Origin of the sequence: Candidatus Spongiihabitans sp., assembly GCF_965237845.1 — a bacterium.
Lineage (GTDB): Bacteria > Pseudomonadota > Gammaproteobacteria > Arenicellales > Poriferihabitantaceae > Spongiihabitans.
The window spans coordinates 1,191,434-1,209,249 of record NZ_OZ250154.1; the positions used below are offsets into that span (position 1 = coordinate 1,191,434).

The window sequence follows — 17,816 nt, forward strand, 5'->3', positions numbered from 1 at the left end:
AAGTGAAAGTTTTATCACAAAATTTTAACTCAGCGTCTAAAGCCGCTTTGCTTAATGATGATTTACGTTCCGCGCTTGACCGGGCCGAGGGGGGATTTGTAAATACCCGAAAAAAAGCGGTTGCCGAGTTAAGAAATTTTGAGGATTATCGGACATATGGACAGCAGGTTAAAGATCACACGCTAAAACATCTGGGTTATTACCTGACCCAATTTGAAACCAAGGTAGCGAAAAGTGGCGGCCAGGTTCATTGGGCTGAAAACGGAGAACAAGCGAATAAAATCATTCTGGATATCTGCTCCGCTGCCGACACCCAAAAAATAACCAGGAAAATAACTAAGGGAAAATCAATGGTTTCGGAGGAGGCGGCGACTAACAAATCGTTGCAAGAGCATGGCTACGAAGTCATCGAAACTGACCTGGGCGAGTATATTATTCAATTGGCCAGGGAATCTCCCAGCCATATTATTGCACCCGCTGTGCATAAGTCGAAACAAAACGTCACCGACTTATTTCATGCGCACCATTCCAAACTTGGCTTTTCTGAAAAGGTTACCGAACCCGAAGATATCGTCAATCAGGCTCGGCGGATACTGCGAGATCACTTTTGCAGCGCCGATGTCGGCATCACCGGGGCAAATTTTTTGGTGGCCGATACCGGCTCGGCAGTCATCGTGACTAACGAAGGAAATGGTGATTTAACAGCGTCTTTGCCCAACGTACATATCATTATCTCCAGTATTGAAAAAGTGATTCCCGATCTGGTTTCACTGGGCGGATTCCTGCGCTTGCTTGGCCGTAGTGCAACCGGCCAGGTTATGAGTGTTTACACGACGTTGTTTAATGGCCCCAAACGAAAAGATGATTTAGATGGCCCCGACCAATTTCATGTGGTGTTGCTGGACAATGGTCGCACTGAAATACTCAAAAGCAAATACCGGGACATTCTTCGCTGCATCCGTTGCGGCGCTTGTTTGAATCATTGCCCGGTCTATGCCAACATCGGCGGCCATGCCTATGGCTGGGTTTATCCGGGTCCCATAGGTTCGGTGCTGACGCCGTTATTAGTGGGGCAAACAAAGGCAATGCACTTGCCCAATGCCTGTACTTTAAATGGCCGATGTCAAACGGTTTGCCCGGTAAAAATTCCCCTGCCATCATTATTGCGTCAACACCGAGTGGATTTGGTGAAAATGGGGGCGCATTCATGGGCGCAAAAGTTCGGTCTCTGGTGTTGGTATTCATTGGCAAGCCGGCCTAAGCGGTATAACCAGATTACGAGAATATTCATCACCATCCTGGCAAGACTTCAATCTCTTAAATCGACGGCTACCAGAGGAAGGTTTCGATGGCTGCCATTGGCCCGACCGTGGACCGCGACACGGGATTTTCCGACCCCCGCTCAATCCACTTTTCAGCAACTATGGAAAGCCCGGCATAGCCATAAAACATGAGTGCCCGGGAAGCCATATTGTCAAAAATTCGTGAGGCAACCGGTTCATTAGATGCTGGTTCATTGGATTTTGGACCGGCGCCTGATTTTTCTATCAAGTTACCACAACCGGATTACCAATTTGATATCGAATCAAATAAAACCGAAGCAAGCAAAACAGATCAATTTATTGCAATGTTGGCTCAGGTGCATGGCACCTGGGAAATTCTCGAAAACTTAGGCGATGTCCCCGTTTCCGTGGCCAACTACCTGATAAAGGCGGGTACGGAATTACGCGCCGTTATCGCAACCGACGAAAAGTTGACCCAGTTGGATTGGGGGGACATGGTGGTTGAATCAAGAGCCGCTAAAAAATCCGATTGTGCTTCGATTACCATGGCATTTGCAGGCATCGCTGAAACCGGAACCATCGCCATGGTGTCCTCTGCCCAATCACCGATTACGCTTAATTTTCTGCCGGAAATTAATATTGTCGTACTCATGGAGTCACGATTAGCAGCGACTATGGAACAGTTCTGGCCCAGGATAAAAGCACAGCCCCGGGCGATAAATTTTATCACTGGTCCCTCGAAAACCGCGGACATAGAACAAACCCTCGTTTATGGCGCCCACGGCCCCAGACACTTCCACGTCATCATCGTTAAAAACCCGCGTCAATCAAATTCCTCTGATTCGGATTCAAGATTTATGAGGCATGACAATCGGAAGGGACTTTAGCCCGGCAAAATCACTGCCAAAATGGTGTGACTGAAACAAGTTAAAGTTTAATAGTAGCGCCGAATATAGTATTGTATGCGTTCCACGGCATCCAACAAATCCGGGCAGTAGGTGATTACGGTATTGAATATTTTCCGCATCGCTTGTTCTGTGTATTCATGCGCGATGCTGTTTCTCAACTCCCTGATTTCAACAAAGGTTTCGCTGTTCTTTATCAACCCTTTTTTTTCCGCATTGTTAATGCGGTCTCTTACTGTTTCCTGGTTTTCCAAATCTATCTGGTCGATAAGGCGGAACATTTTTTGGATTACCAGATCACTCAAGCGTGCAAAGCGGCCGGCGAGAGATTCAAATCGTTCCAATTCTTCCGGGCTATAATTATTCTTGCCCTGTATTTCCACGCATCGTTGCAAGGAAAAACGGAGGTGGTTGGCGGCTTTATCCATAAGAGCCACTTCGTCGCGCAACAGGTCAAATTTTTTTTGGTTCATAACCGAATCGCATTTTCCAACGCAATCTGCACAAACGGGCAAGACTCGTCATCAGTAATCAACAAGTCGATTTTTTGCTCGCCCAGGCGCTCCCACAAACGCGCTTTGATCTTCAGCTTATCGATGAAAGTTAGTTTGTCGGTCAACACCAATAAGTCGATATCACCACCTTTGCGGTTGTCATCCACCCGGGATCCGAATAGATAAAGCCGAGCGTCCTTGTCAAAACTCATGATGGTTTCAGTAATGGTGGCGCGTTCCTGATCTGTGAGTCTCATATAGGAAAGATTTTATCAGAAAAATCCGGGGCCTTGTTTGAAGCCATAAAATCAGTCCAGTTCAACATCCACTTTAAACCCGCCTTTATTGTCCAGAGTAAACAGCCCATCGGTGACCGCGTAACTCCATTTTGCACTGCGGCGTAAGCCACCTAATGGATACATATGAACGCCAGTAATACCGGAATCAGGGTCGTTGGCTTGGTAGTCCGCCAGGTCTCTGACCAGTTTATCCGGGGCATTGACTGCCAGCAGTTTGGCGACGTTTTTGGCTTGCTTGGTGAGAAATTTCATGGATGCGCCGATACCACAGGCTTTCGCATGTAATAACAGTGTTTTTAATGTCGCCAAGCCGGGGATGCCAATATGGATGGGTAAGTTGTTACCGTCGTGCTGTAACATTTTGTCCCAGGCGATGACCGGTTTTGCTTCAAACGCAAATTGGGTGACCAGGTACATAGCCGCATCGGTTTTGTTTTGAAACTCATTTTTCCACTTAACCGCAGCAAGGATCGCCTGCTCGGACATATCAGGACTGCCTTCGGGATGTCCGGCCAAGGCAATACGTTTTATGCCGTGTTTATCGAACAAACCGGAATCCAGAAGTTGCATGGAATCGGTGTACACCCCGACCGGTTTATCCACCGCACCGGCGATACATAACACCCAGTCCACGCCCGCTTCACCGACAACCCGTGCAATGTTTTCATTCAGGGTCTTTTGGTCGCTAATGCTGCGCGCAGCGAAATGCGGCACCGGTATAAAACCTTCATCACGCAAGCGCGCGGCCACCGCCACGGTAGCGTCAAAATCCGAACCCGGCAAAAACGTAATATACACTACTGTCCCTGGGCGGAGGTGTTCTCTGAAATCGGGAATTTTTGCCGCTGCTGCCGGCGTGGTTTCTGCGGTAAACCCGGTTAGAAATTGTTGAATATTTTGTTCCGTTGACATGTTCACTGATAATCGAAAAGAGCCAAAGATACTTATGGTGATAATTATGGCGCAACCGATTATTATAGGATATTTTTATACTCATTGACAAATTCACTTATACTATTCAATTTCCGCCTAAGAGTATTTAGCATCAACCCCGATCAATCTGTGTGAACATTAGCCCATGCGTTATTCTATTTTTAGCCTTGCGCGCAATGCCCTGACTAACCACGAAAATTGGCAGGAAGCCTGGAAAAGCCCAGAGCCTAAACCGAGTTACGATGTCATTATCATCGGTGGCGGCGGTCACGGCTTAGCGACCGCCTATTATCTGGCGAAAAACCACAATATAACCAATGTCGCATTGCTCGAAAAGGGCTGGATAGGCGGCGGCAATACCGGGCGCAATACCACCATTATTCGCTCCAATTACCTGCTTGAACCGAACGCGCATTTCTATGAGCATGGCATGAAATTATGGGAAGGCTTGTCCCAGGATTTGAATTTTAATCTTATGTTCAGTCAACGCGGGGTTTTGAATCTTGCCCATAGCGATGCTCAAATGGATGCCCTGCATCGTCGGGGCAACTCAATGCGCTTAAATGGCATCGATGCAGCAATACTCAACCTCCGGCAAATCAAGGAAATGGTGCCATTGCTGGACACTTCGGCGCAAACCCGATTCCCAATAATGGGCGGGTTACTCCAGCCCAGAGGCGGCACCGCCCGGCACGACTCGGTTGCCTGGGGGTATGCCCGCGGAGCGGATGCCCGTGGGACAGATATTATAGAAAATTGTGCAGTGACCGGGTTCAAAAGAGAAGGCGGCAAGGTGGTCGGTGTTGAAACAACTCGAGGCGCAATCGGCGCGCAGAAAATTGGCGTTGCCGTTGCCGGCAATACCACTCGGGTCATGGATATGCTTGATATGCGTATGCCGATGGAGTCGCATGTGCTTCAGGCAATGGTCACCGAGCCGGTAAAACCGATGCTCGATACCGTGGTTACTTCCGGTGCGGCACACCTGTATATTAGTCAATCAGATAAAGGGGAATTGGTATTTGGCGGCGATCTGGATGGCTACAACTCCTACGCGCAACGCGGTAACTTTCCCGTGCTCGAACATATCATTCAGGCGGTGATCACTTTATTCCCGGCGGTAAGCCGACTGCGTTTGATGCGTACCTGGGGCGGACTTATGGATATGTCCATGGACGGCAGTCCGATTATCTGTAAAACCGATATTCAAGGTTTATATCTAAACGCTGGATGGTGTTATGGCGGGTTTAAGGCAACCCCGGCGTCCGGGTACTGCTTTGCCCACACTATCGCTAACGATGCACCTCACGAATACAATGCCGCGTTTACCCTGGACCGATTTCACCAGGGTTGGTTGATCGATGAGAAAGGGGTTGGCGCATCTCCCATGAGTCATTAGCAGATTATGAAATGTTATTAATTAACTGCCCCCATTGCGGCGACAGGGCGCAAACAGAATTCACCTATCGTGGCGATGCCACCGTACAGCGCCCCGATCCGGCGACTGCCAGCCAGGCGCAGTGGCTGGATCACATTTATTTTCGGGACAACCCGTGCGGCCCGCATATCGAGTGGTGGCAGCACAGCGCAGGTTGCCGACAGTGGATAAAGGTCAAACGCAACGTACAAACCCACGAAATATTAGGTTCAGCCAATGCCACCGGTGAAATTGCTGATGAAATTGAAGAGGCGCACGCATGAGTCAACAGCCGTTCCGCACACCATCCGGCGGCGCCATCGACCGCTCCAAGCCGCTGAATTTCAAATTCAATGGCAAACCATACACCGGCTATCAAGGCGATACCCTGGCCTCTGCGTTACTGGCAAATGGCGTTAAATTAGTGGGGCGCAGCTTCAAATACCATCGTCCTCGCGGAATAATGACTGCTGGTGTAGAAGAACCAAACGCCTTGGTGCAACTGCGAACCGGCAATCGAACTGAACCGAATATTCGCTGTACTCAGGCGGAATTATTCGACGGCTTGGAAGCGACCAGCCAAAACTGCTGGCCGAGCGTTGATTTCGATGTCAATGCGCTAAATAACCTCCTGTCGCCACTTTTCCCGGCCGGATTTTATAACAAAACGTTTATGTGGCCGGCAAGTTGGTGGATGAGATACGAGCATCGAATCAGGAAAATTGCGGGTCTGGGAGTCGCTCCCACAGAACCCGATCCAGACCGATATGCGAAGCGATTCGCCCATTGTGAGGTGCTGGTTGTTGGCGGTGGCCCGGCTGGATTGATGGCCGCGCTGAGCGCGGGCAAAAGCGGTGCGCGCACCATATTGATCGACGACAACGCCATTCTCGGCGGGGCTTTGCGCGATAGCGCTGAAACCCTAAATGGTGAATCTGCCGTGCTATGGGTTGCTGCCGTAAAACAACAACTTGTGCAAATGGAAAATGTCCGTATCCTCACCCGCACCACAGCATTTGGCTATTACGATGACAATTTACTATTAGCCTGTGAGCGGGTCGGGGATCATTTGCATCGGCTTGAGCCTGGGCAGCCGAGGCAACGAATATGGTGGATTCGTGCAAACCAGGTGGTGCTTGCTACCGGTTCAATCGAACGCCCAATTGTTTTTGGAAATAATGATCTTCCCGGTGTAATGTTGTCTTCAGCGGTGCGCAGCTACGCCCGTCAACACGGTGTTCGATGCGGTGATAAAGCCGTTGTCATGACCAACAACGATTCCGCTTACCATACCATTCCGGCTTTAATTGAATCGGGCGGCAAGGTTCTCGCCATCGTCGATAGTCGAACCGGGCCGGGCAAAGCGGCACTGGATGTTGCCAACCAGCATGAAGTTGAAGTTATCAGCGATGCCGTTGTCGTCAATGCTAATGGTAGAAAATGCCTGACCAGCGTCGCTGTAAATTCATATGCAAAGGGTGAACTTGGCCATGATGAAATTGGCAATCAGTCGCGCACTATTGAATGTGATTTGCTTGCGGTTTCCGGTGGCTGGAATCCAACCGTGCATCTGTTCTCACAGTCTCAGGGCAAACTTCGTTATGATGATAATCTGACTTGTTTCGTTCCGCATACTTCCGTTCGTCCGCAGATGATGGCAGGCTCTGTCAATGGAGAATTTGCAACCCGAAATTGTTTAACCGAAGGCGCAAACGCGGGACGGCTGGCTGCAGAGAAAGCGGGTTTTATGCCTGGAGAATTTGTACCACTCCCAACCTGTGACAAAATAATAGAAAGCCCCATTCAAGCCTGCTGGGTAATTCCAGTCGCAAATGCCAAAAAATCCAAACCAGCCGCCAAACAATTCATCGACTTCCAAAATGATGTTACCAGCAGCGATGTCGCGCTGGCTCATCGCGAGGGCTATCAATCGGTTGAGCATCTCAAACGCTATACCACCCTGGGCATGGGTACCGATCAAGGCCGAACCAGTAACGTAAATGGTCTGGCAATGATGGCGCAACTTAGCGGCCGATCTATCCCCGAAGTTGGCGCCACCACTTTTCGACCGCCGTTTTCCGCAATCAGCATGGGCGCCATTGCCAGCAACGAAACTGGCGAAAACTTTATGCCGCTGCGCCGTACACCGATGCATGAATGGCATGTGGAAAATGGCGCGACAATGGTCAATGTGGGCGCATGGCAGCGCGCCCAACACTATCAGCGTCCTGGCGAAACCATGATGGAAGCGATTTATCGAGAGGGCAAGCAGGTACGCGCAAAGGTGGGTATTGTAGATGTTTCAACTTTGGGAACCATAGCGCTTCGTGGCAGAGATGTCGCCGAGTTCCTGAATCGGGTTTACATCAATAAGTGGATGAAGCTGCCGGTGGGCAAGGCCCGGTATGGATTGATGCTGCGTGAAGATGGCCATGTCGCCGATGACGGCACGACCACCAGAATCAGCGAAAACGAATACTACATGACCACCACAACCGCCAGCGCCGGCCCGGTAATGTCGCATCTGGAATTTTATGCCCAGACGGTTTGGCCAGAACTCAATGTTCATATCACATCGATAACCGACCAATGGGGTGGCATGGCGCTGGCCGGACCGGATTCGAGGAAGGTGCTGGAAAAAGCCGTGGATGAGGGTGATGTCGGCAATGACAGTATTGGGTTTATGGGTTACAAGGCGGCCGCTATTGATGGCTATCCTGTGCGAATATTCAGAATCACTTTTTCTGGCGAGCTGGCTTATGAAATACATGTTGCTTCCGATTACGCATTATCGGTCTGGGAAGCATTTATGCGGGTCGGCAAGGCATTTGACATTACCCCTTACGGCACCGAAGCATTATCCATGTTGCGGATTGAAAAAGGCCACATCGTCGGCGGTGAACTGGATGGTCGAACCACTGCTGCGGATTTTGGGTTTGGCGGCATGCAAAAAACCGATGAGGATTTTATCGGCAAGCGTGCGCTGGACCGGCCAGGCATGGTCTGCGATTCTCGCAAAATACTGGTAGGATTGATTTCTGAAAACGGGGAAGAAATAAAACGCGGTTCCCAGCTTATTGAAAAACGGCCTATTGAAAAACCAGGAGACACACCGCCGGTAAAAATGCTTGGCCATGTTTCATCGAAATACTATAGCGCTAATCTGCAACAGCACATAGGATTAGGGTTGCTGGAGAAAGGCCAACAATGGATGGGAAAAACCATCTACGCCGCATCACCGTTAACCGATACCTATGTGCCGGTCAAAGTCGTTCATCCCGTATTTATTGACCCCGAAGGAGGCCGCGCCCGTGGCTGACATCATCAGAAAATCCGCGCCAAGAAAATCTGCATTGAAGCAAACAGCCGATCAAGCGCCTTCAATATCGGTTAATGGCTTGAGCATCACCGAGTATCGTCCGCAAATCATCGTTCAGATTAACGGTGCGACAGAGCCATCAGCATTACAACTGGCGTTGTCATTGACAGGATTTAATCACGGTCAATTTGATTCAGGCCGCGCTTATCGCCGCGAAGAGGCCACGGTGTTATGGAATGGCCCCGGCATGTGGATGCTGGTTTGTGAAAATACCAGTCGGGATAGTAAAGTATCCGGTATTGTCGATCAGCTAAATACTGTGCTGCAGGACACCGATGCCACGGCAACCGATCTTTCTCATTCCAGAACCATCCTGGCAATGCAGGGCGAGAACCTGCTTGATTTTCTTTATACCGGTTGCCCGATTGACCTGGACAAATGCCCGCCAGATTCTTGCTTCTCAACACAATTCGGTCATTTCAACGTGATGCTCCATCTCAAAGATAGCCAACACGCGAACATGTATGTCTATCGTAGTTTCGGTCAGGCGTTATGGAATCATTGCCAGCATATTGTTGTCACATTGCCCCCAAATGTAGCGCGGCTTCAATGAATAGGTTTCAATTAGTCTCAAGCTTTCGGGCTGGCGCGGCAAAGTTGACCAGGATGAATGTATTTTGCCGGGGCAGGTTGGGTGGTTTTTATGTACCGCAAATGGCTATAAAATTTTTCTTCTGTCTGCGTATAAATTAATAATATCGCTTTCCTTGATGCGGAAGCCTGTTCCGTGATTTCGCACCACGCCGGTGGTTTTGAGATGCATTCTTAGGTCAATGGCGATTTGTGAATTCTCAAAAGCGGTTAAAAAATTATCGGGCAATGGGTTTTCAAGAAGATAGGCTTCATTGAACCAAAATTCTTCTTTGCCTGAAACTTCATTTGTCTGGCTATCCGCTAAAACCACTAACAGTCTTTCAAGTTTGGAAATGAATTTTCCTATTATCGTGTAGATGCTCCAGGTGGTGAGTAGCACACCGGAATGATGATGTAAATGAACCTTGTGATTCGATTTGTCCAGTTCAATTCTTAAATTGTGTGGATTCTGTTGCGCGTAAAAAACCGTGGAATACAAAGACCGACGATTTCTTTCGTCAAGATAGCCATAGTTTTCGATTATTTCTTTTTTATCCATTTGCCAGACTGATCGATTAAAAGTGAATAATGTAACCAATGAGTTTGAATTTTTGCGCGTGGCTTTTAATTCTATGCGTCCGCCAATATCTGGAATAGATAAATTAGTTTCGGTTAAGTTAAGTTCTTGCTCAAGCGTGTGGCCGATTCCTGTCGCGCCTATTCTTCTCGACGGAATAAAATCCTTTTCCTTTAAGCGCAAAAGTTGACGCTGAATTTCCTGCAAGGTCATTTAATGCTTCTCGAAAACCACGATAAACTCGTTTTTCATTGTCGTCGATTTTTTTCCTGGAATATTAGAAGGGGAATTTTCGGACGGCATTCTTTTATTAGGTATGTTTCTTATGATGGTTTCCAAATGTCCGAAGCCATTGTTTTCAAAAAAATCCTGAGTGATTAAATCCATCGGGATATTAATATCTTTCACCGTTCTGTTTCCGACCACATAACAAACAATTCCCTTTCTCTTAATCGTTTTTGCAACGTTGTCTATTGAGTTTTTATAATCAATGAAAAATGATTCCACTTCTTTGCTTCTCTTGGAATCCTTATTATTGATTTTCTCTAATGTTTTGCGTAAATACGCGGAATCAAAAGCAAACTCAGCGTGATATTTCACGCCTCCCATCAAACTTTTGTCGATATTTGAAGCATTTTTTATTCCCATCCACTGATTGGCAAGTCGCGAATATTGGCCATAGGCAACAGTGGTTCTTGAATCACCATAAGGCGGAGATGTAATGACAATATCGATGGATTTATCTGGAACAATATTCTTTGGCATGTAATTCACAGTATTGAAATCATATATTTTTGAGGATGAGCCATTTCGTTTTTGCTGAATAAAATTTGAAAGTCCCTGTTTGTTTCGAGATAATTTAGAAAGCATAATTCCGAAACTATCAGGATTAAAAACCTCGCGCTTATCTTCTGGAATACGAACTAATTTGAACTCGTTCTTTTTTGTCAGTGATGATTCACGAACCGTTTCACTAAATGCGGTCAGAAAAAAATTTTTAATTTTTGGTGATTTAACATTGTCGATATATTCTTTAATCAAGGCGAGTTTTTTCTGTGCGTTTTCATTAAACCAAAAATTAATATTGTCAAATTGCGGAATAACGATGGAAAATGTTTTTCGGATATTAAACTGGAAATTAAAGGAATAATCATGAAAATCCTTTAGATACAAATCCAAAGCCTGCATATCGATTGGGGTTGTTTTTGTATCCGCAATCAATCGAGCCAGTGGATTCAAGTCGGTTCCGATTGCATTTATATTTTTCATATTCGCTTCCAGCAGCGAAGTTCCGCTACCACAATAAGGGTCGAACAAGAGATCGGATGAAGAGCCATATTTTCGCAATAATCTTCTTGCAATTTGCGGAATCATCATCGCCGGATAGGCGTGAATGCAATGCGTAAGTTCTTTGGTGTCGGCATCGCGAAAATCCCAACTATAGTCTTCGTATTTCATGTTTTGAATTTCATGCTTTTCAGTCTCTAAAACACGGCCCTTCGGCAATGTATTTTCTTTGCTCATTATATGCCATCAACAGGCGGCTTCCCTTGCTCTGTTAAATTTGCGCAATTTCGACCGTCACCGGAAATAGGCTATGCCGGAAAACGACAATCAATATCCTTTTGTGTCTCTGGGGGCTTATCCCTGGAAAACACTGATATGGAACGCCAATAGTTGCTTGACAGATAAAATTTATAAAAAACTGGCGCCCCGGAGAGGATTTGAACCTCCGACCTGCCGCTTAGGAGGCGGCCGCTCTATCCGACTGAGCTACCGGGGCGTGAATTGAATTGCATCGCAAGTGCCGAGGTAAAAATTTTATCAGCCAATCGGCGAGTGCGAGTTGTCTTGCAATCCATTTTTACAATCGGTCCAGTGCCTGTTTTAGATCGGCAATCAGGTCATCGGCAGACTCAAGTCCTACGGACAATCGCACTAAACCGTCGGTGATTCCCGCTGTCATGCGTTGTTCCCGAGGCATGTCGGCATGGGTCATGGTTACGGAATGAGTGACTAGGGATTCCACTGAACCGAGGTTTTCCGCCAGGCTCCATAGTTGCAACCCGGCCATCAGTTTTTTACCCGATTCCATACCGCCTTTGACTTCAAACCACAGCATGGAACCGTGACCGCTGGCTTGGCTGTCGGCCAGCGCTTTTTGAGGAAATGAATCTAAACCGGGGTAGGTGACTCGCTCTGCTATGGCATGGGTTTCAAGAAAATTCGCGATTTTAAGCGCGTTGGCGGATTGTGCTTCCAACCTGGTGCTCATGGTTTTACAGCCTTGCAAGGTATAGAAAGCCACCATGGGTGACATATTACAACCCAGACAATTTCGGACAAACTTTATCGCTTCCAATTGTGCTTCATCCGCGGCGGTGATTGAACCGCCGACGCTAACATTATGTCCTTCCATGAATTTGGTTGTGCTATGCAATGATATATCAGCGCCCAATTCCAACGGTCGTTGGTAGTACGGGGTCAGGAATGTATTATCACAAACGTGAGGAATGTCTTTAACTTTGGCAATTTCAGATACCGCTGCAATATCGGTGAGTTTTAAAGTTGGATTTGCCGGGGTTTCGGTGAAAATCAGTTTGGTATTATTGCGCAGTGCTTCGGCAACGTTTTTCGGATTTGCGGTGTCAACAAAACTATAATCCACGCCAAATCGAGTCAATATCCTGGTACAGAGTCGGTGGGTGCCGCCATAAACCACGTCTGACAATACCGCATGATCACCGGCGTTGAGCATTGCCATCATTACCGAACTGGTCGCAGCCATACCGGTAGCAAAACAGGCGCTGCCCACACCGCCTTCTAATGCAGTAATCCGATCTTCCAAAGCCGTCACCGTGGGATTGCCGGATCGACTGTATGAATAGCCTTTATCAAGATATTTGTCCACCGATTCCTGGACATAGGTGGTTGATTGGTAAATTGGCGTTAAAATCGCGCCGGTTACCGGATCGGGTCGGACGCCAGCATGTACTTCTCTGGTTTTAAAATCGGCCCGGGTTTTAACATCGGGTTGTTGGTCGGTGTTCATTGGTTATCCCGGTTGGTGTAATTGCAAAATAAGCCCGGATTCTAGCACCACGATTGATTGGGAAACATCTGGTTTGGTTAATTATCCACTTACTGAAGTGAATTCTGCCGCTTGAAGTAATCTTCAAGAAATTCATCAAAAGATAACTTATCGCTGCTTTCTATTTCAATCTGCGTGGTATGGGATTGAGTGGCAAGATTTTCAAATTTTTGATTGGTCTCGGGATCAAGGGATTCTTGTTTGAACAGCCTTTCGGAGTTTTCCGACATCTTGGTTGAAAATTCATAGAAACTTAGATTTTCTGAGCGCATCTGATTAATAATTCTTGCCGAAGGCGTCAGCTCCGAATCTTCAACTTTGTTGATTTGTTGTGCCATCATAGACAGGTAACGATTTGAATTGTTGACCTGATCCAATAATTCCGCGACTGGGCGCATTTGACCAAGCAGTTTCATCATTGCCTGTTCAGCCGGTTTTTCTCCCTGCTCAGTATTAATTTTGAGATGTTTGTCTCGTCCGCGCATGACAATTTTTTGTTGGTTTGCTTGCGCTGCCCGAAAATCATCCGGGCTCAGTGGGCCGCTATCCGAAAACAGGCAATAGAGTAATAACACGTCCATGAAGCGAATACAGTCAGCATCAATTCCGACCGGCGCGAAAGGGTTTAAATCAATGCTGCGCACTTCGATATATTCCACGCCTCGTTGCTGAAGCGCTGTGGAGGGACTTTCACCTGAAGCGGCGACCCGTTTCGGACGAATTGAGGAATAAAATTCATTTTCGATTTGCAGCAGGTTGGCGTTGAGTTGTTGGTATTGGTCATTTACGTTGACTCCAAATTTTTCATAATCGGGATTCACCGTCTGAATGGCGCGTCTCAACGATTGAACAAAGTGATCAATGCCGTTGTAGCAAATTTCAATATCAGCCTGAGCAGCATTGCTGTATCCCAAGCCACTCAGTCTTAATGATGTGGCGTTGCGGGCGTAGAAACTATGCGCCTCAAAATCTTCGAGCATGTGTTGACCCAACCCTATATTCTGTGTCGGGCACTTTGCACGCCCCCTGAGAAAAGATCGACAAACCGCAGGTGATGCACCAAATAAATAGCTTCCAATCCATGAATTACGATGGAAATTTCTAATTAACGAAAAATACTTATCCGACTTTTTCGCTTGTAATTGATTGGATAATTGGTTGGGTGAATCAAATTCAAAATAATCACTCCAAAATGAATCCGGCATGGAGAAATTGAAATGTATGCCGGCGATGGTTTGCATCAATGCGCCATAACGGTAACTAAGACCACGGCGATAGGCTTCTTTCATTTTAGCGATATTGGATGAGCCGTAGCGTGCGATAGGAATTTTTTCCTCACTTTCAACGATGCAAGGCATGCTGTTTACCCAGAGTTTTTCATCGCCAATATGTTGGTAGGTGAAATGATGAATATCCTGGAGTTCCTTTAACAGGTTCTCGATATTATTATGAACCGGGGTAACAAACTCGAGCAGGGATTCGCAGTAATCCGTAGTTATCATCGGGTGGGTTAACGCCGATCCCAAATTCCATGGGTGCGGGGTTTGCGCGAGTAATCCATCCGAATCAACCCGCAGGCTTTCCTTTTCGAGGCCCCGTTGTAAGTTCCTCAGATGTTTTTCGAGTCCTCGGGAAACAAGGAAATCCAGGGTTTGTTCGATATTTGCAGACACGGCCGGACTTGTTATTTTGATTGACTATAGCGTGGCGGTAGTCAGGGAGAAAATCAACTGTTTTTAGTGAATTTCCTGGTCCATTTAATAACAGTCAAATGCCGTCTTGGTTGGCAAACTTCATCAGCAGACCGCGCGGTTATTGCGCCCTGATGGGTAGTTGGTGGTAAAATCAATTTCTATCGTATCGCCTGACTATTTTGTCTTGTTATTGTGAATTCATATTTTTCCATTGCGCCAATGCTTGACCTCACCGACCGGCATTGCCGGGCATTTTTTCGGTTATTTTCCAGCAATGTCCGGCTATATACGGAAATGGTGGTTGTCGGGTCCATCATTCATGGTGACCGAGAACGATTTTTAGGATTCGACCCCTGTGAACATCCTGTAGCGTTACAACTCGGGGGGCGCGACCCAGGGAAACTCGGTTTTTGCGCGCAATTAGCGGAACAATGGGGATACGATGAAGTCAATCTAAACATTGGCTGCCCAAGTGACCGAGTGAAGGGCGCGCAATTCGGAGCGTGTTTGATGGCTGAACCGCAGTTAGTGGCAGACTGTATTGAGCATATGGTTAACAGCGTTGCTATTCCGGTTACGGTTAAAACCCGAATTGGCATCGACCATTGCGATAGTTATGAACACCTTGTCAGTTTCGTTAACGCCGTATCGAATGCCGGTTGCCGACATTTTATTATTCATGCCCGAAAGGCCTGGTTAAAAGGTTTGAGTCCTAAACAAAACCGCAACCTGCCCCCGTTGCATTACGATCGGGTATATCGCTTGAAAAAGGATTTTCCAAGTGTTCGATTTACCGTAAATGGCGGCATCACTGGCATCGATCAAATTAAAACTCATCTGTCTAAGGTGGACGGCGTGATGGCCGGTCGTGAGGCTTACCAAAACCCTTGGATAATTAAGGAAATTGACGATTATTTTTTTGCCAGCAATAATTTGCCAAGCAGCAAACCGGGTTCATCTCGTTCTGTGCAAGCGCATAGTCGTCGGGATATTGTGCAAGATTATTTACCCTACATAGAAAAACAGTTGAGCAAAGGGGTTTACCTAGGTCGTATGACTCGACACATGCTGGGACTTTTTCATGCTCAGCCTGGCGCTAAAAGATGGCGCAGGTATCTGTCTGAACAGGGTGCAAAGAAAAATGCAGGTATTGAAGTTATTCATGCAGCGTTAAAATTGGTTGACGCGGATGCCGATGTCAACGCAGTGCGAACTGATTGCCGATCGCTACATGCACACAGCTTAACAGTGCCAATGCAGGCGCACTTGCTGAGAGCGGTATCATAGTGAAGCCATGAACAGCAGGGCTGTATATGGGTGATACGCCGATGTTGTCTGTGGCTCATGCAGTGACTGAACCCTTGCTTACATTACTGGGAGATTAACTTGGTTAAAGCGGTTGGATATATTGATGGGGAGATCAGTGAGTTAGCGAATACGCGCATTCCGGTGGCTGATCGAGGGTTTCTGTATGGCGATTCGGTGTATGAGGTGTTTAGAACTTATTCGGGAATCCCGTTTCTGTTTGATGAGCATTATCAAAGGCTTTTGAATTCAGCGCGTTTAATCGAAATGAACATCAACCAAAGCAAACAGGAAATCATTTCCGCAGTGAAGCGCACTGTTCGTGCAAGTTTGCCGGCTGCGGGAGAAGAGGTTTATACGCGCTGCCAGATTACGCGCGGTGAAGGCCCGATTGATCTTAATCCTGGACTGTCGCTACAAACCAGGTTGATTATCATTGTCAAGGCCGCGCCTCAGTGGAATCAGGAATTCTATGATAAAGGGGTGACCTTGGCGGTGCCGAAATTGCGCCGCAATAGCGTGAACAGTCTTGACCCCAATATCAAGAGCGGAAATTATCTCAACAATATTATTGCATTGGGCGAAGCCAAAAAACTGGGTGCGGATGATTGTTTGATGCTCGATGCAAAAGGGCGGGTCACCGAATGCTCAAACAGCAATGTTTGGTTTGTTGTGGATGGAAAACTGGTTACGCCCGTTGGCGGCAACCTGGACGGACTGACACGGCGTTCGCTAATTTCATTGTTTGCCGACGCCAATATCGAGGTTGTGCAACGGCCCATTCATAATCAAGAACTCGCTGATGCAACGGAGTGTTTCGTGACCAGCGCCACCCGCGAGGTCATGCCGGTCCGTGCGTTATATTCGGTCGATGGAAACAAGATTGATTTCAAAGCCGGGGGAGGGGAGCAGACCCGCCAAGCCATGAAGTTTTATAAACGGATGTTGGAAGATTTTGTTAAAGAAAACAAGGAAAATGCCTGGTTCTAATCCTTTCATTAATATGCTTAATTATTCGACTCAATTATGCTGCATAAAGCAATTATAACTATCGAGACTGTGGATGTTTGAAAATTTAAGCCCCGACATGGTTATTCGCCTTTATGCATTTTCAATTGTGCTCGGGGCGCTGGTGTTATGGGAATTGTTGGCGCCCAGACGCTTAAACATATTAAGGAAACTGCGCTGGCCATCCAATTTCGGGATTTTCCTGATAAATTCAGTGTTGCTTGTGGTCATTCCAGCGTCGGCTCTGGGGGCGTCCTTGCTATCTCTGGAATATAAATTTGGATTGTTTATCTGGTTCAAGGCATCGCTATGGCCCTCGATTATACTGACCTTGCTGATATTGGATGCGGCAATATACTGGCAGCACAGATTGTTTCACAGGTTTGGTTTATTGTGGCGAATTCATCGGATGCACCATACCGATACTGAGTTTGATGTTACTACCGCGCTTCGATTTCATCCCATCGAAATACTGCTGTCTATTTTAATTAAGGGGGCTGTAATCATTCTGCTTGGCGCGCCGATTCTTGCTGTCATCGGATTCGAAATCATATTAAACAGCGCGGCTATGTTTAACCATAGCAATGTGCGAATACCGCGGTGGCTCGATAAATATCTTCGTTACATTGTTGTGACCCCGGATATGCACCGTGTGCATCATTCGGTCTATAAGGATGAACATGATTTTAATTACGGGTTTTGCCTGTCCTGGTGGGATCGATTGTTTGGCAGTTACGTCTCTCAACCGAAAGACGGGCATTGCGGAATGACGATTGGGCTTGAGATTTTCAACCAAAAAGAGGATGCAAGACTGGATAAATTGCTCACCCAGCCCTTTCGATCTCAGTGAGAAATAGC

The 17,816-nt window shown here is 47.1% G+C and carries 15 protein-coding genes, 1 tRNA gene and 1 pseudogene; 9 read left to right on the forward strand and 8 right to left on the reverse strand.

Features of this window, described 5'->3' with window-relative positions:
- Positions 1 to 2 precede the first annotated feature (2 nt).
- The gene (locus ACPXXB_RS05760; protein ID WP_423910439.1) at positions 3 to 1,454 is read left to right on the forward strand and encodes a LutB/LldF family L-lactate oxidation iron-sulfur protein; all 1,452 of its coding nucleotides are present in this window, start codon (positions 3 to 5) and stop codon (positions 1,452 to 1,454) included.
- Positions 1,455 to 1,471: 17 nt separating this feature from the next.
- Positions 1,472 to 2,170 (forward strand): LutC/YkgG family protein, encoded by a 699-nt coding sequence (locus ACPXXB_RS05765; RefSeq protein ID WP_423910442.1) that lies wholly within the window; start codon positions 1,472 to 1,474, stop codon positions 2,168 to 2,170.
- 47 nt (positions 2,171 to 2,217) lie between these two features.
- Here ACPXXB_RS05765 and ACPXXB_RS05770 read toward each other — a convergent pair whose 3' ends face one another.
- The 3 genes from ACPXXB_RS05770 to ACPXXB_RS05780 are packed head-to-tail and all read right to left on the reverse strand — an operon-like array spanning position 2,218 to position 3,893.
- Complete coding sequence (locus ACPXXB_RS05770) at positions 2,218 to 2,661, reverse strand: nucleotidyltransferase substrate binding protein (protein WP_423910445.1); 444 nt, start codon at positions 2,659 to 2,661, stop codon at positions 2,218 to 2,220.
- Complete coding sequence (locus ACPXXB_RS05775) at positions 2,658 to 2,939, reverse strand: nucleotidyltransferase family protein (RefSeq protein ID WP_423910448.1); 282 nt, start codon at positions 2,937 to 2,939, stop codon at positions 2,658 to 2,660. The genes ACPXXB_RS05770 and ACPXXB_RS05775 overlap by 4 nt, the downstream gene beginning before the upstream one ends.
- A 51-nt stretch (positions 2,940 to 2,990) precedes the next feature.
- A complete protein-coding gene (locus ACPXXB_RS05780) occupies positions 2,991 to 3,893 on the reverse strand; it encodes a metFprotein (RefSeq protein ID WP_423910451.1) in 903 nt (300 codons plus the stop codon).
- 166 nt (positions 3,894 to 4,059) lie between these two features.
- On the opposite strand from ACPXXB_RS05780, the gene ACPXXB_RS05785 reads away from it, so the two are divergent.
- From ACPXXB_RS05785 to ACPXXB_RS05800, 4 genes are read left to right on the forward strand one after another with little or no spacing between them, the layout of a single operon-like run.
- A complete protein-coding gene (locus ACPXXB_RS05785; protein WP_423910453.1) occupies positions 4,060 to 5,313 on the forward strand; it encodes a sarcosine oxidase subunit beta family protein in 1,254 nt (417 codons plus the stop codon).
- Between the two features lie 11 nt (positions 5,314 to 5,324).
- Complete coding sequence (locus tag ACPXXB_RS05790; RefSeq protein ID WP_423910456.1) at positions 5,325 to 5,615, forward strand: sarcosine oxidase subunit delta; 291 nt, start codon at positions 5,325 to 5,327, stop codon at positions 5,613 to 5,615.
- Positions 5,612 to 8,650 carry a sarcosine oxidase subunit alpha family protein gene (locus ACPXXB_RS05795; RefSeq protein WP_423910458.1) on the forward strand — a complete coding sequence of 1,013 codons (3,039 nt, stop codon included), beginning with the start codon at positions 5,612 to 5,614 and terminating at the stop codon, positions 8,648 to 8,650. Before ACPXXB_RS05790 ends, ACPXXB_RS05795 begins: the two co-directional genes overlap by 4 nt.
- Positions 8,643 to 9,263 (forward strand): sarcosine oxidase subunit gamma, encoded by a 621-nt coding sequence (locus ACPXXB_RS05800; RefSeq protein ID WP_423910461.1) that lies wholly within the window; start codon positions 8,643 to 8,645, stop codon positions 9,261 to 9,263. The genes ACPXXB_RS05795 and ACPXXB_RS05800 overlap by 8 nt, the downstream gene beginning before the upstream one ends.
- Positions 9,264 to 9,368: 105 nt before the next feature.
- On the opposite strand, the gene ACPXXB_RS05805 is transcribed toward ACPXXB_RS05800, so the two are convergent.
- The 5 genes from ACPXXB_RS05805 to gshA form a co-directional block, all read right to left on the reverse strand.
- Positions 9,369 to 10,073 carry an MvaI/BcnI family restriction endonuclease gene (locus ACPXXB_RS05805; RefSeq protein WP_423910464.1) on the reverse strand — a complete coding sequence of 235 codons (705 nt, stop codon included), beginning with the start codon at positions 10,071 to 10,073 and terminating at the stop codon, positions 9,369 to 9,371.
- On the reverse strand, positions 10,074 to 11,384 hold the full coding sequence (locus ACPXXB_RS05810; protein WP_423910467.1) for a DNA methyltransferase: 1,311 nt from the start codon (positions 11,382 to 11,384) through the stop codon (positions 10,074 to 10,076).
- 182 nt (positions 11,385 to 11,566) lie between these two features.
- Positions 11,567 to 11,643, reverse strand: a tRNA-Arg gene (locus ACPXXB_RS05815).
- 81 nt (positions 11,644 to 11,724) lie between these two features.
- Entirely contained in the window at positions 11,725 to 12,912 is a 1,188-nt protein-coding gene (locus tag ACPXXB_RS05820) for a trans-sulfuration enzyme family protein (protein WP_423910470.1), read from the reverse strand.
- A gap of 89 nt (positions 12,913 to 13,001) precedes the next feature.
- Positions 13,002 to 14,624 carry a glutamate--cysteine ligase gene (gshA, locus tag ACPXXB_RS05825; protein ID WP_423910472.1) on the reverse strand — a complete coding sequence of 541 codons (1,623 nt, stop codon included), beginning with the start codon at positions 14,622 to 14,624 and terminating at the stop codon, positions 13,002 to 13,004.
- Between the two features lie 210 nt (positions 14,625 to 14,834).
- Between gshA and dusA the strand changes: the two are divergent.
- The 3 genes and pseudogenes from dusA to ACPXXB_RS05840 all read left to right on the forward strand — a co-directional run.
- Positions 14,835 to 15,827: pseudogene (dusA, locus tag ACPXXB_RS05830) on the forward strand (tRNA dihydrouridine(20/20a) synthase DusA); the annotation flags it as partial.
- Between the two features lie 204 nt (positions 15,828 to 16,031).
- Complete coding sequence (locus ACPXXB_RS05835) at positions 16,032 to 16,940, forward strand: aminotransferase class IV (protein ID WP_423910475.1); 909 nt, start codon at positions 16,032 to 16,034, stop codon at positions 16,938 to 16,940.
- A gap of 73 nt (positions 16,941 to 17,013) precedes the next feature.
- Positions 17,014 to 17,808, forward strand: coding sequence for a sterol desaturase family protein (locus ACPXXB_RS05840; protein ID WP_423910477.1), 795 nt, complete (start codon positions 17,014 to 17,016; stop codon positions 17,806 to 17,808).
- Positions 17,809 to 17,816 lie beyond the last annotated feature (8 nt).